The 14,879-nt window shown below is 68.1% G+C and carries 10 protein-coding genes; 1 reads left to right on the top strand and 9 read right to left on the bottom strand.

The genetic code is table 11. The features are described 5' to 3' along the window. From RJ1_RS09090 to RJ1_RS09050, 9 genes are all read right to left on the bottom strand, one after another. A complete protein-coding gene (locus RJ1_RS09090; protein WP_073359626.1) occupies positions 1-1,950 on the bottom strand; it encodes a hydantoinase B/oxoprolinase family protein in 1,950 nt (649 codons plus the stop codon). Then, positions 1,947-4,049, bottom strand: coding sequence for a hydantoinase/oxoprolinase family protein (locus tag RJ1_RS09085; RefSeq protein ID WP_073359625.1), 2,103 nt, complete (start codon positions 4,047-4,049; stop codon positions 1,947-1,949). The genes RJ1_RS09090 and RJ1_RS09085 overlap by 4 nt, the downstream gene beginning before the upstream one ends. A 178-nt stretch (positions 4,050-4,227) precedes the next feature. After that, a complete protein-coding gene (locus RJ1_RS09080; RefSeq protein WP_073359624.1) occupies positions 4,228-4,881 on the bottom strand; it encodes an SRPBCC family protein in 654 nt (217 codons plus the stop codon). Then, positions 4,878-7,379: an aerobic carbon-monoxide dehydrogenase large subunit gene (cutA, locus tag RJ1_RS09075; protein ID WP_073359623.1), complete on the bottom strand. Its 2,502-nt coding sequence runs from the start codon at positions 7,377-7,379 to the stop codon at positions 4,878-4,880. Before cutA ends, RJ1_RS09080 begins: the two co-directional genes overlap by 4 nt. Beyond that, entirely contained in the window at positions 7,376-8,020 is a 645-nt protein-coding gene (locus RJ1_RS09070; protein ID WP_073359622.1) for a (2Fe-2S)-binding protein, read from the bottom strand. Before RJ1_RS09070 ends, cutA begins: the two co-directional genes overlap by 4 nt. 2 nt (positions 8,021-8,022) lie before the next feature. Further along, positions 8,023-8,934 carry an FAD binding domain-containing protein gene (locus tag RJ1_RS09065; protein ID WP_073359621.1) on the bottom strand — a complete coding sequence of 304 codons (912 nt, stop codon included), beginning with the start codon at positions 8,932-8,934 and terminating at the stop codon, positions 8,023-8,025. Between the two features lie 76 nt (positions 8,935-9,010). Beyond that, the gene (locus RJ1_RS09060) at positions 9,011-10,438 is read right to left on the bottom strand and encodes a uracil-xanthine permease family protein (RefSeq protein WP_073359651.1); all 1,428 of its coding nucleotides are present in this window, start codon (positions 10,436-10,438) and stop codon (positions 9,011-9,013) included. A 164-nt stretch (positions 10,439-10,602) separates the two neighbouring features. Then, positions 10,603-12,303, bottom strand: coding sequence for a PucR family transcriptional regulator (locus tag RJ1_RS09055; RefSeq protein ID WP_073359620.1), 1,701 nt, complete (start codon positions 12,301-12,303; stop codon positions 10,603-10,605). A gap of 107 nt (positions 12,304-12,410) precedes the next feature. Next, the gene (locus RJ1_RS09050) at positions 12,411-13,514 is read right to left on the bottom strand and encodes an XdhC family protein (RefSeq protein ID WP_073359619.1); all 1,104 of its coding nucleotides are present in this window, start codon (positions 13,512-13,514) and stop codon (positions 12,411-12,413) included. Between the two features lie 177 nt (positions 13,515-13,691). On the opposite strand from RJ1_RS09050, the gene RJ1_RS09045 reads away from it, so the two are divergent. Continuing rightward, the gene (locus RJ1_RS09045; protein ID WP_073359618.1) at positions 13,692-14,879 is read left to right on the top strand and encodes a CaiB/BaiF CoA transferase family protein; all 1,188 of its coding nucleotides are present in this window, start codon (positions 13,692-13,694) and stop codon (positions 14,877-14,879) included.

Genomic DNA, 14,879 nt, shown 5'->3' with positions numbered 1-14,879 from the left:
TCACCGGTCGATGAAGTCGTACTCGGCGAACTTCGCACCGCCGGAGAGACGTTCGTAGCCGGGACCGCGGTCGAAGAACGGTTCGTCCAGTCCCCGCTCGGCGCGCATCTGCTCACGCAGGGTCTCGGTGGCGTCGACGTCCGCGACCGGCTCCTCCGACGACACTGCCAGCACGACACCGTAGTCGAGACGTGCACCCTCGGTGGACACCTTGCCCCACAGCACGTCCCGGACGACGTCCTCCACCGGACGGTCGAGGGGGTCGCCCCAGCCGCCGCCACCGGTCGTACGGATCCGCACCACCTCGCCGGCCTTGATCGGTTCGGCGTCGGTCAGCGCATCGAACTCGCGCTCGTTCGGGCCGTCCGGGTCGAGGACCACGGAGAAGGGACGTCCGGCCTTGCCGCCCTTGACTCCCCAGCAGGAGAGGATCGAGCGGTCGGCGATGGACATGAAGTTCGCATCCTTGAGCATCCGGATGTGCTTCTCGTAGCCGAGGCCGCCGCGGTAGCGTCCGGCGCCGCCGGAATCCTTCGCCAGTCCGAGCTTCTCGACGATGAACGGGAACCGGCTCTCGGTGAACTCGGTCGGCAGGTTCCGCGAGTCGGGGACGACGTGGATGGTGTCTTCGCCGTCTGCGTAGTGCCGGCCGCCCGAGCCGCCGCCGAGCACCTCTCGCATCAGGTACGAATGCCCGTCGAAGTCCTCGCCGTACACGCCGGTGTAGCGGATGGTCTCCTGGTCGGCGGGCATGTTCCCGTCGACGGCCTTCGCGACGACGCCGGCGAGCACACCGAGCAGACGCAGGATCACGAACGTCCGGGCGTTGGTGGGCGCCGGGAAGATCGGGGTGATCAGCGTGCCCTTTTCCGGGAACTTCATCTCGATCAGCGGCACCACGCCCTCGTTGACGTCGAGCTCCGCCATCCGCTCAGGACTGTCGGCGAGGTTGCGCAGGATCGGTGCGAGCCACTTGATGAGGAAGTTGCCGTCGGCGTAGTCACCGCAGTGGTTGATGGGACCCTTGGCCTGCGGGCCGGTGCCGTTGAAGTCGAGGATGAGGCGTTCGCCGCCCTCGTCCTCCGGTCCGGTCTTGGTGAGCGTGATCCGCTGCGTGTGCAGCATGGGCTCGTCGACGCCGTCGTGTTCGGCGTAGTCCTCCCACGTGTACTCGCCCTTCGGGATCTTGCTCAGGATCTCCCGCCGGTACGTCTCGGTGGTCGCGTCCATCATCGCGTCGAAGCACGCCTCGACGGTGTCGCAGCCGTACCGCTCGAACAGTTCGGTGAGGCGACGGGCGCCCATCAGGCACGCCGAGCATTCGGCGTCGAGGTCGGCGGCCAGCGCGTCGGGCATCCGCGAGTTGCGGGTCATGATGCGCAGCGCCGCCTCGTTGGGCACACCCTGATCCCACAGCTTGATCGGCGGGACCATCAGGCCCTCCTCGTACACGGTGGTCGCGCCCGAGGGCATCGATCCCGGGCAGCAGCCGCCGATGTCGTCGTGGTGGCCGAACGCCTGCACGAACGCGACGACGGACGGTTCCTCCTCGCCCGGCCTGGTCGCGAACACCGGGACGGTGACGCAGAGGTCGGGGAGGTGGCCGATGCCGCCTTCGGACAGGTAGACGTCGTTGTGGAAGTAGACGTCACCGGGCTTCATGGTGTCGAGCGGGAAGTCCCGGGCCACCGGGTGCACGAGCGCCGAATACGAACGGCCCGTGAGCTTCCGGAGGTTGCGGTCGTGGATGCCGGCGCGGAAGTCGTGGGCGTCGCGGATCATCGGTGAGCGGGAGGTCCGCGAGATGGACGTCTCGACCTCCATCTCGACGCTGGCGAGGTAGCCGGCGACGATCTCCACCAGCACGGGGTCGGGCGTCGTTCCGTCGACCGGTGTCAGCCGGTAGGGCTTGACCGCCTGCACTGCAACGGGTTCGGTGGTGACGGTCATCGGTTCGCTCCGTTCGAGTCGGCGATCTTGGTGATGCGGATGTTTCCGAAGGTGTCGATCCGCGCCTGGAAACCGGGGTGCACGGGGATGGTGGAGCTGAATTCCTCGATCACCGCGGGACCTTCGAGGACGTCGCCCGCGCCGAGCCGGGCCCGGTCGTAGACCTGGGTGGTGACCCACTCGTCGAAGTAAGCCGGACGGGTGCCGGTCACCGCGGATTCGGCTCCGATTCCGGCCGCGATCTCGTTGAGCGTCGGGCGCTTGATGGGGCCGATGCCGCTGACCCTCAGGTTCACCCACTCGACGTGCTGGTGCGGGTCGCCGCGGAAGTCGTAGCCGTACAGCTCCTGGTGCGCCTGGTGGAACCGTTCCGCGGCCTCGTCCATCAGCTCCTGCGTGACGGGACCGTCACCGATCGCCACCCGGACCTCGAACGCCTGGCCGAGGTAGCGGAGGTCGGCGGAGCGCGCGTACTTGCGCTCCGACTCCCCGAAGCCTTCGTCGGCGAGTGCGCGTTCCGCCTCGGCGGCGAGCGCGTCCAGCCCCGACTGCAGTTCCTCGATCTCCAGCCGGTCGTGCCTGCAGACGTGGGTCTGCACGTAGTCGTTGCGGACGTCGACGGTGAGCAGCCCGAAGGCGGACACGTTGCCGGGGTTCAGCGGGACGAGGACGTCCTTGAGCCCGAGGATGTCGACGAGCCGGCAGGCGAGCAGCGAACCCGAACCACCGAACGTCACCAGGGTGAAGTCACGGACGTCGAGACCGCGCTTGACCGTGATCTGGCGCAGCGCGTTGGCCTGGTTCCAGGCCGACACCTCGAGGATGCCGGTGGCGCAGGCCTCGAAGTCGAGCTTCAGCTGGTGGGCGAGCTGCTCGACGCCCTTGCGGGCAAGTTCGGTGTCGAGGGGGATCTCGCCGCCGAGCAGGTGGGGTGGGATGCGGCCGAGCAGCACGTGGGCGTCGGTGATCGTCGGTTCGCTGCCGCCCTTGCCGTAGCAGAGCGGGCCGGGGTCGGCGCCCGCCGACTGCGGTCCGACGCGCAGCGTGCCCTCGGGGGTCTGCCAGGCGATGGAGCCGCCCCCGGCGCCGACGGTGACCACGTCGATCATCGGGATCTTCGACGGGTACGCCCCCACCCGGCCCTCGGTGGTGAGCGCGGGCTCACCGCGAACCACGACGGTGACGTCGGTCGACGTTCCGCCGCCGTCGCAGGTGAGGACCTGCTCGACACCCGCGACGCTCGCGATGAGAGCCGCGCCGAGCGCCCCGGCCGCCGGGCCGGACAGCACCGTCGTGATCGGCTGGTGCACGACCTCCTTCGCGGAGAGCACGCCGCCGTTCGACTTCATCACGTAGAACGGGATGTCGCGGGCCTCGCCCTCGTCGGAGGAGAACTCGCGCAACCGGTTCGCGATGTTGTTGACGTAGTTGCGGATGTTCGGCTTCACGGCCGCGTCGACCAGGGTGGTGATGGACCGCTCGTATTCGCGGTACTCGCGCAGCACCTGGCTGGAGATGCTCACCGTGGCCTCGGGGTATTCCTCGAGCAGAAGATCCCGGACGCGGTTCTCGTGGCTGGGGTTGGCGTACGAGTGCATGAGGCACACGCCGATGGTGCGGATGCCGCGGTCGGCGAAGAAGCGGGCGGCCATGCGGACGTCGTCCTCGACGAGGGGGCGGATCTCGCTGCCGTCGAACGCGAGCCGGCCGCCGATGGTGCGGACGCGGTCGGCAGGGACGATGCGGTCGGGCTTGACCCAGAAGTACGAGTTGCCGTAGCCGTCGGGGACGGACTGCCGGGCGATCTCGAGGACGTGCTCGTACCCCTCGGTGGTGATGAACCCGAGGTTCTCGACCTTGCCTTCGAGGAGTTTGTTGGTGGCGACGGTGGTGCCGTGGCTGACGGCGCCGATCGCGTCGCCGGTCTCGCCGAGCTTGGCGAGCACCTTCTCGATTCCGGTGAGGAATCCCTGCGCCGGGTCGGCAGGCGTCGAGGGTGTCTTGGTGGTGACGACGGCTCCGGACTCCTCGTCCACAGCCACGACGTCGGTGAATGTTCCGCCGGTGTCGATACCGACCCGAATCTTTCTGGATTCCACGATTCCTCCTGGGCTCGTCTCTGTAAGGCAATTGCACCGCGTCCGCCGCCCGGTTTCTTTGTCACATATCGCCGAACTCACCGGTCCTCGTTCGGCGGTGCCCGCGACCCTCGCGCCCCGGACAGACGACAGCACCCCGAACCGGACGGTTCGGGGTGCTGTGTCGGGTGTGCGCGTGTTACTTCGGGCAGGTGCTCCGCACCAGGATGCCGCCGACGAGAACTCCGGCGAGCGCGATGCCCGCACCGAGTGCCGCCGACGCGAGAACGGTTGTCGTCGAGGCCCCCTCGAGCGACCGCACCGCGGTGGCGGCTGCCGCGGGAGCCGGGGCAGCCGCGACACCGGCGATCGCCGGGACCTCGCCCGCCGCGGCGGCGACCTCGGCCGGTGGGATGCCGTTGGCGATCACGCCGTCGATGCCCTTGAAGAACACCCCGGCCATCTTCTTCGCGACACCGGTGATCATCCGCTGCCCGACGCCGCCGACCATGCCGCCGACGACGGCGTCCGCGTCGTAGCTGAGCAGGGTGCCGCCGTCGCGTTCCTCGAGCCGCACCGTCACGTCGGCCTTCACGGTGCCGGGAGCGCCGGCCCCCGACGCCGTCATCACGAACGACTGGGGCCGATTCTGCTGCGACAGAATCACTTCACCGTCATAGGTGCCTTTGATGGACGCGACGCCCGCGGTGATGGACAACTTGTAATGGTTGTCGCTGAGCTGTTCGAGGGACTGCACCCCCGGGATGGTCGCCGCGAGGACCCGTCCGTCCTGCAGGTTGTCGTACACGGCCTCCGGTGGGGCCGTCAGTAGGGCGGTGCCGGCGATTCTCATTCGTTCTCCTTGCTCTGTGACGACGCGTGCGCGAGGCGAAGCTCGAACAACTCGGAAGGGGATATCGGCATGGACGTGATCGGGAAGCCTTCCGCGTCCTCGATCGCTGCCGCGATGACGGCGGACGTCGGAATGACGCCCGCCTCGCCGGCGCCCTTCATCCCGAGGGGATTGAGGCCGGACGGGGTGACGGTGTGGTCCATCTCGAGCGAGTCGGGCATCTCGGTGACGAACGGCATCAGGAAATCCATGTACGACGCGTTGAGCATCTGGCCGTGCTCGTCGTAGACGATCCTCTCGTACAGCGCGCCGCCGACACCCTGCGCGACGGCGCCCATGACCTGGCCTTCGACGATCCGCGGGTTGATGACGTTGCCGCAGTCGTGGATCACGGCATACCGGCGCACGTGGATTTCGGCCGTCACCGGATCGGTTTCGACGATCGCCGCGTGTACACCGGACGCGAACGTCGACGTCGGCGGCGAGTAGTACCCGGTGGCCTCGAGCCCGGGCTGTTCACCCTCCTGGACCGGCGGAATCGTCATGTCCGCATCGGCTTTCGCGAAACCGGTGGCCTGCCGTGACGCGTCGTCGAACGCGTAGCGCAGCGGGTTGGACAGGACGGCGACCACACCCAGCGAGATGGACGTGCCCTCGGCGCCGGGCAGCGTGCCGATCTTGCACACGTGCCCCCCGCGCAGTTCCAGTTCGGCGGGGTCGAGGTTCAGCGCCTCACCGGCGATCGTCCGGGCCTTCTCCGCCACCATCTGCGCGGCCACATGGAACGCCGAACCGGACATCACGGCGCCGCGGGACGCGAACGTGCCTACCGCGTAACCGAATCGGCGGGTGTCGCCGGTGACGATCTCCACGTCGGTGACCGGCACGCCGAGGTCGTCGGCGACGATCTGCGCGAACGCCGTCTGGTGGCCCTGCCCCTGGGTGGTCAGACCCGTTGCAGCCTTTACCTTTCCGGACGTCTCGACGAGGACGTGGGCGCCCTCGTACGGTCCCGGTCCGGTGCCCTCCACGTAGGCGCCGATCCCGATGCCCACGGCCCGGCCCTCGGCCTTCGCCTGCTTCTTGTACTCGGCGAACCCGTCCCAGTCGATGAGTTTCTTCAGCTTGTCGATACCTGCCTGGTAGTCGCCGGTGTCGTAGATCAGCGGGCGGCCGTCCTGGAACGTGAGGTGGAAGTCGTACGGCATCTCCTCGGGACGGATGAAGTTGTGCTCGCGGACCTCGATGACGTCCTTATCGAGGTACTTCGCGATCGCGTCCATCGCGCGTTCCATCGCGAACACGGCCTGCGGGCGGCCGGCGCCGCGGTAGGGCGTGACGATGACGGTGTTCGTGTACAGCGAGTACGCGTCCACCCGGAACGATTTCGGCTTGTACGGTCCGAGCACCTGCGTCGACGTGTTGAGCATGACGATGATGCCGTACGGCAGGTACGCGCCGTTGTCGTGCCAGAACGTGAAGTCGAACGCGAGGAGGGTGCCGTCGTCGTCGAATCCGACCGTCACCTCCTGGATCTGGCCGCGCTCGTGCGCGCTGGACACGAAGTGCTCGCGCCGGTCCTCGACCCACTTGACCTCGCTCGAGATACCCGCCGTCCCGAGTTGCCGCGCCGCCCAGGTGACCATGACCTCTTCCGGCCACGGGTGGACGATCTTGACACCGAAGCCGCCACCGACGTCGGGTGCGATGCAGTGGACCTTGTTGTGCGCCATCTTCAGTCGCGCGGCGATGGCCGCGCGCGCCGACGTCGACGTCTGCGTCGAGGTCCAGAACGTGAGCGCCTGCTCGTCGGTGTCCCAGCGCGCGTAGACGCCCTTGCCCTCCATCGGCATCGACGCCGACCGCTCGATCTCGAGGTTCAGAGTGAGCCGGTGCGGCGCCTTCGCCAGTTCGGCGTCCACGTCGCCGAAGCCGTGCTGCAGGTGCGCCGCCACGTTGTCGGGGACGTCGGGGTGCACGGCGTTGTCTGCCTGCCGCGCCACGTCGATGCCCACGACCGGCGGGAGCATCTCGTACGTGACGTCGATCTTCGCGCACGCGTCCTCGGCGATGTACCGGTTGTCGGCCACCACCATCGCGATCGCCTCACCGACGTGATTCACTTCGTCCTTGGCGAGCGGATACCCGTTGCGCGGGGCGGTGATCGCCGGATGCGGGATGAGGAGGGGCAGATTCTCGGCCATCTCCGGGGAGTCGTCCGCGAGGTCGTCGTACGTGTAGATCGCGTGCACGCCGGGCATATCCAGCGCCGCATCGACGTCGATGCCGGTGATGTGGGCGTGCGCGTGCGGCGACCGGACGAAGGCGGCGATGAGCGCGTTGTGCCCGAGGTCGTCGAGGTACCGGCCGTTGCCGGAGAGGAGTCGCGCATCCTCCGTGCGGGGAATCGGCTTGCCGAACAGCTTCTCGGATTCTACGGTCCCCGAACCGCTTTCCTTCGTGCGCGCCGGATCCGTGCGGGGTTTCGTGACGCTCATGCTCGCCCTGCCCTTCCGCCGACGGGGTTGGTGGTGCCCCGGACCTTCGGATCGAGAGAGGCGCGTGCCGTCTCGTCGTCCTTGCCGAGCGGGAATTCGCCCGAACGCTCGCGCTTGATCTCCGCGGCGCGCAGCACGGCCGCCCGGATGTTCTGGTAGCCGGTGCACCGGCAGAGGTTGCCGGCGATCGCGTCGGTGGCCTCCTCGCGGGTGGGCGAATCATTCTCCTCGAGGAACGCCGCGATGGTGGTGACGAAACCGGGAGTGCAGAAACCGCACTGCAGGCCGTGACAGTCGATGAACGCCTGCTGCACCGGATGCAGGGTGCCGTCGGGTTCGACGAGTCCCTCGACCGTGGTGACCTCCCGGCCCTCGAGGCTCGCCGCGAGGACGAGGCAGGAGCGCACCGGCTTGCCGTCGAGCAGGACGGTGCAGGCGCCGCAGACTCCGTGCTCGCAGCCCACGTGTGTTCCGGTCTGGCGCAGATGGTGCCGGATCGCGTCGGACGCGAGGGTCCGCGACGACAACAGCACCGTCTGCGTCACCGCGTTGAGTGTGAACGTCACCGCGACGTGCTGCTCGCCGGTGTCCTCCTGCAGTTCGGCGAGTTGCTCGTCGATGCTGCTCGTTGCCTTTGCCATGGTCACCTTCCTCCCGCCGACACGTGCACGGAGGCACCGTCGAGCACTGCATCCTGCGCGGCCGCGAACCCGACCCGGGCGGTCAGCGCCGCCACCAGCTGCGACCGGTACCGCGCCGTGGCGTGGATGTCGGGCTCGGTGTCGATCCGCTCCCGCGCGAACTCGGACAGATTCCGCCACAACGGGTCCCGGTCGTCCGTCGCGGACGCACCCCGCAGCACGTCCGTATAGTCGACGACCTCACCGAGCTCGCCGGCCGACACGTACGTCATCCGGGCCTCCGAAACCGCACCGCGTTCGACCCGCACCTGCGCCGCGACCCCGACGAGTGCGTAGTCGCCGTGCCTGCGGGCGATCTCGTCGATCGCTGTCCCGACACCGGGTTCGGCGGCCGGGACGGTGACGCTCGTGGCGATCTCGTCCGCCTCGAGCGTCGTCTCGAGCGGCCCGGCGAACAGGTCGGTCGAGCGGATCTCCCGGACCCCTCGCACCGAACGCACGGTGACCGAGCCGCCGAGCAGCGCCAGCACGGCCGGCATCTCGGCGGACGGGTCGGCGTGGACGATCGAGCCGACCGTCGTACCACGGTTGCGGATGGTCGGGTGCGCGACGAGACGCAGTCCGCGGCCGATCAGCGGCTGCACCTGGGCGGCGCCGCGGTCGGCTTCGAGCACCGAATGGGTGGTCAGGGCGTCGAACGTGACACCGAGTTCGCGTGACGACGACACCGCGTCCAGCCGGGGGATCGATCCGATGTCGACGAGGTGCGCCGGCGCGGCCAGCCTCATCGAGAGCAACGGGATCAGCGACTGCCCGCCCGCGAGAACTTTTCCCTCATGAGCCACGTCCGCGAGGATCTGACAGGCCTCGTCGATCGACCGAGGTCGGTGATAAGTCAGTGGCGACGGTTTCATTCCTCAGATCCTGCCCGTATCGTACGCTCGACGTTTCGTGAACTAGTGACAAAACTCACGTGCTGACGCTGGCAGATCACGTGAGCTGGCCTACCCGGTCCGGCACGGTTCCGTCGCCCGCGGTCGGCTTCGGGTGGTGACGGCCGGTGCCGGCGTCGTCGGCATCCTTCGGGGCGATGACGCGGCACAGGTGGTACATCCCGATCACCACGATCGTGCCGAGCGCGATGCCGCTCAGGGAGAAGGTGTCGTTGAACTTCAGCTCCGTGTCACCGATCGCGATGATCAGGCCTGCGGCGATGGGCATCAGGTTGAGCGGATTGCCGAAGTCGACGCCGTTCTCCTTCCAGATCTTCGCGCCGAGCAGGCCGATGATCCCGTAGAGCACCACCGTGATTCCGCCGAGCACACCGCCGGGGGTCGCGGAGATGACGGCACCGAACTTGGGGGAGAGGCCCAGCAGCATCGCGATCACACCGGCCGCGGCATACGCGGCGGTCGAGTACACCTTGGTCGCGGCCATGACGCCGATGTTCTCCGCGTACGTCGTCGTGGGGGATCCTCCGACGCTGGTCGCGATGGTGGTGGCCAGGCCGTCGCCGATCAGGGCGCGTCCCATCATCGGGTCGAGGTCGGTCTTGGTGATCTCGGCGACGGCCTTGACGTGTCCGGCGTTCTCCGCGATCAGGGCGATCACACCGGGCAGTACCAGGACGATGAACGTGAGACTGAACGACGGCGCGTGGATGCCCACGATGCCGTTCGCCTCGTCGGAGAACGGCGGCAGCCCGATCCACGACGCCGAGGAGACGCCGTCCCAGTTGACGCGGAAGTGTTCGGTGACTGCGCCGGCGACCGGGTCGTACGACGTGATCATGCCGGTCGTCAGGTCGAGCACCCACGACAGCACGTATCCGAAGAGCAGTGTCAGGAAGATCGCGACCCGCCCGAGGAATCCGCGCAGCGCGACGCTCGCCACCACCAGCACGACCATCACCGTCAACGCGACCCACTGGTCCTGGGGCCAGTACGTTCCGGCCACCACCGGGGCCAGGTTGAACCCGATCAGCATGACGACGGCACCGGTGACCACCGGCGGGAGGATCTTGAACACCACCCCGCCGCCGAGGAAGTGGATCAGCACGCCGATGCCGGCGAGCACGAGGCCGGATACCAGGATCGCCCCCGTCACCTGCGCCGACGTGCCGCCCTGGGCGCGGATGGCGGCGATGCCGCCGACGAATGCGGCCGACGTCCCCAGGTAGCTGGGAATCCGGCCCTTGACGACCAGGAGGAAGAACAGGGTGCAGAATCCCGACATCATCACGGCCAGTTGAGGATTGAGACCCATGATGATCGGGAAGACGAACGTGGCCCCGAACATCGAGACCACGTGCTGCCCGCCGAGTCCGATCGTGCGACCCCAGCTCAGCCGTTCGCTCGGGGCGACGACCTCCCCGGGCGCGATGGTCTTGCCATCTCCGTGCAGTGTCCAGATAGGCATAGGAGGACCTTTCAGACAGGTGACGGTGCTGGAGTGCCGGCGGCCAGCTTCGATGATGTGCCGCATGTCACAGTTGCACCTCGATAGGAGGGAAACGTTATTACAGCGTCAGCCACCCGGCGTGAGAAGAATCTGCCAGCGCGTGCCCGGCGAAATTGGCAACTTTAGGAATTGATGCCGCGCATCGCCATGATCTTGAGGGCGAGAGACAGATCGAGGCGCAGTTCGGGGTGATCGGTGAACGACCCGAGCATCTTCTCCAGCTTCACCACCCGGTACCGCAGGGTGTTGTAGTGAAAGTGCAATTGACGTGCGGTTTCGGCGATGTTGATGTTGGTGGCGAGCAGCACCTCCAGGGTGCGCCGCATGTCCTGCGCCTCGGATGTGTCCGCCGTCAGCTCACGCAGGGTCTCCTGCGCGAACGACTCGAGTTCGCGGTCGTCGTCGACGAGGCTCAGCAGCCGGTAGACGCCGAGGTCGTCGAAATGTGTCACCGCCCAGGCGCCGGTGATCTGCCGCCCCACCTTCAGCGCGGTCCGGGCCTGACCGTAGAGGGCGGGGATGCCGTCGACCGAGTCCGTCGGCCGGGACACGCCCACCCCGAATGCCCGGCGACCACCGCCGCCGGCGCCGCGCACGGTGGCGACGAGTTCGTGGACGAGGTTCATCGTGTCGGTGCCGACACCCATGAGGATCACCGTCTCCGTCGCCAGCGCGGTGACGGCGGCGCCGGTGTCGCGGCCCGCGACGGCACTCGTGAATGCCCGCGCCTGCCGTTCGACGAGCGGCATCCGGGGCATCGACGGTTCGTCCTCACCGACCGGATCGGGTTCGATCACCACGACGACCACCGGACGATCGAGATCCCAGCCGAACGTCTTGGCGTGCGCGACGACGTGCGCGTGCTCGCCGCCGCGGCCGAGCAGCAGGTCGCGGATGAAATTGGCGCGGTGCTTCTCCTCGACCGAGGAGACCACCAGTTCGCGGGCGACCACCAGGGCGCACACCGCCGCCGCCTGCTCGACGAGGTACAGATCCTCGCTGCGCAGTCGACGTCCGGTGCTGAACTGCACCAGCCGCCCGTGATCGATGCCGTTGGCCGAAATCGCCGACACCGCGATGGACTCGTCGCCCAGCCGGTGCAGACCGAGACCGCCCTCGGTGGAATCGGTGCGGACCCGCCCGGTGGAGTCGAGCGCCGCACTCGATGCCAGCCGAGTCAGCTCGGACTCGTCGCCGGCGCGGCACAACTGACGTCCGTCGGGAGTCGTGATCAGCACGGCTCCGCCCCATTCGCGGGCGACGGCGACGGAGAGTTCGGCAAACCCGCCGCCGGCCATCACGACGTCGACGAGCACTCTGCGCAACCGGTCTGCCTCGAACACGGCGTCGACCTGCCGGGCCGACAACTCCGCGAGGCCGCCGGACAGGGGGTGATCCTTCGCGTACAGATCGGAAACCACGACGACGGGAAACCCGAGTTCGTCGGCCGCATCGGACATCTCGGCCGGAAGCGCGGCGGTGTCGTCGTCGAGCCGGACCGCGAGCCCGGCGACGCCCCGCCTGTCGAGACGAGTGAGAAACGCGTCGATCGGCTCGACCAGCCGGCCGAGCACCGAGGTCGTGGTGATCAGCAGCTGCCCGCTCCGGAGCCACGGCCCGATGTCCGGCACCGCCATCACGGCGACGCTCGACACCTCGCGGGAGGTGCCGGTGTCGCCGGCCACCAGCGTCGGCGAGACGAGGAGATCGGCCCCCAGCACCTCGGTGAACGACTGCGCTGGAAGGTCGAGACCAGGCCCGGTGTCGGTGTCGGCGGCTGCGCGGAACCCGGGAGCGGAACTACCGGCATCCCTCGTCGTCACTGCAACACCCTGCTCACCTGATCCGACACTCGCCCCGGACGGCGCGAAAGTGTGACCATAAGTCCCCACCCGAATAGCCGTCAAACAATGACCACGTCAGACAATGATCACAGGGTGCACTCGGCCGGCCTGCCGGTGCCGGCGGGCGCATCGCGGTGAATCGGACCGGTCAGCTGCTGGAGTTCGAGCCCCGACGTGCCCCGGGTCGTTTTCATCATCTCGGCCAGGATCGACACCGCCGTCTCCTCGGGGGTGCGGGCGCCCAGGTCGAGGCCGATCGGTGAATGCAGCCGCGCCAATTCCTCGGCGGTCGTTCCCTGGTCCCGCAGCAGCGCGACCCGGCGTTCGTGGGTGGCCCGGCTGCCCATCGCGCCGATGTACGCCGCGTCCGACCGCAGGGCGAGCAACAGCAGCGGGATATCGAATTTCTCGTCGTGGGTGAGGACGGCGAGGACGGTCCGGCGGTCGACCGGTGCGGTCTCGAGGAACCGGTGCGGCCACATCACGACGACGTCGTCGGCGTCCGGAAAGCGGGCGCGGGTCGCGAAGACTGCGCGGGCGTCGATCACGGTGACGTGGTAGCCGGCGAACGCCCCCAGCGTGCACATGGCCGCGGCGAAGTCGATGGCCCCGAAGATGTACATCCGCGGTGGCGGCGCGAAGATCTCGACCATGCACACCATCTCGGACTGCAGCTGATAGACGACCGACTCACCGGCGTCGAGGCGACGGCGGACGCTCTCCACATCGGTTTCGGGCAGGTCGAGTTCGCCGACTGGTCCGCCTTCGGCGATCACGCAGCGCCGGGTCCGGACGCCGTCGCCCGTCTCCGTCACCACCGCAATCGACTCACCCCCGCGGATGCGGCCCGCCACCTGCGCGAAGTCCGGAAAGTCCGTCGGCCCGATGCGCTGCACGAACACCTCGATGGTGCCGCCGCACGTCAACCCGACACCGATGGCATCGTCGTCCGCCACACAGAACACTTCGGTGCGGCTGCGTCCGTCGGCGAGCACGTCCCGCGCCGTCTCGTACAGCGCGCTCTCGACGCATCCACCGGACACGCTTCCGAGCACCTCACCGGACTCCGACACCGCCATCGCCGCGCCCGGGGCCCGTGGGGACGACTTCCAGGTACGCACCACCGTGGCGAGGGCGAAGTTCTCGCCACGGTGGAACCACGATTCCAGGCCCGTCAGGATGTCGCGCATCGTCTCGTCCTCCTCGGGTTTTCGGTAACTCACGCTAACCGGCGGCGACCGGCCGTCGCGGCACACAATGCGCCGAAATCCCCAGCGGCCGCTTGTGCATTGTCGCCATCGCCATCGATCGGCGAGTCCGCAATTCTCGGACGGTCCCCTTCCTTCACAGAGAACCGAGGATCCACCATGAATCAGTTGCTCAGCGGGATCCGGGTCCTCGACCTCTCGCGGGCCCTCGCCGGACCGCTGTGCACGGCGCTGCTGTCCGACTTCGGCGCCGACGTCATCAAGGTCGAGACCCGTTCCGGTGGCGACAGTTCCCGGCAGTGGCCGCCGTTCGACGGCAGCGACAGCCTCTACTTCGCCTCCGTCAACCGCGGCAAGCGCTCGGTGGCGCTCGACATGCGCAGCGAGCAGGGCCGGACACTGCTGCGCCGCATGGCCGTTGACGTCGATGTCATCGTGGAGAACTTCCGTCCCGGCGTGCTCTCCGACATGGGACTCGACCAGGAATCGCTCGCCGAGGACAATCCGGGCGTGATCGTCATGAGCGTCAGCGGTTTCGGCCCCACCGGCCCGGAACAGTTCTCGCCCGGGCTCGATCAGGTGGCGCAAGGCATGTCGGGACTGATGTCGGTGACCGGAGCCGGCGACAACACGCCGATGCGCGTCGGCATCCCGATCATCGACACCGTATCCGGTATCTATGCGGCACTGGGCATCACGGCCGCGCTCGTGGCCCGCGGACGCGACGGCGCCGGCCATCACGTGCAGACATCCCTGCTCGAATCGGCGCTGTCGATCATGTCGTTCCAGGCGCAGGACTACCTGAGCACCGGACGCGTCGCGGAACCGAACGGAAACACGCACCCCACGATCACCCCGTACGGCACGTTCGACACCGCCGATTTCCCCATCATCATCGCCACCGGCTCGGACCGGCACTGGGTGTCGCTGTGCGACGTTCTCGGGGATCCCGACCTCGCCGTCCGGCCCGAATACCGCACCGGCCAGTCACGACTCGCGCACCGCGACCGGCTCACCAAGGAACTTCTCGAACTGCTGTCCGCGCGCCCGGCGGCCGACTGGGTGCGGCTCATTCGCGCCGCGGGCATTCCGTGCGGTCCCGTCCACACGATCGATCAGGCGTTCGCCGACCCGCAAGTGCAGGCACTGAAGATGGTGCAACCCGTGACCACCCCGGACGGCGGTGAGGTGCCGCTGGTGCGGGGTCCGTTCTGGGTGGACGAGGAAACCCTGCCGATCCGGAATGCGCCGCCCATGGTGCTGGGGCAGGACACGGCCGAGGTGCTGGGCGAATTCGGGTTGAGCGAAGAAGACATCCAGGGTCTCCGGCGGGACCGGGTGATCTGA

This window comes from Rhodococcus jostii NBRC 16295 (assembly GCF_001894825.1).
GTDB classification, from domain to species: domain Bacteria; phylum Actinomycetota; class Actinomycetes; order Mycobacteriales; family Mycobacteriaceae; genus Rhodococcus_F; species Rhodococcus_F jostii.
This window is presented reverse-complemented; position numbering and strand designations above follow the sequence as displayed.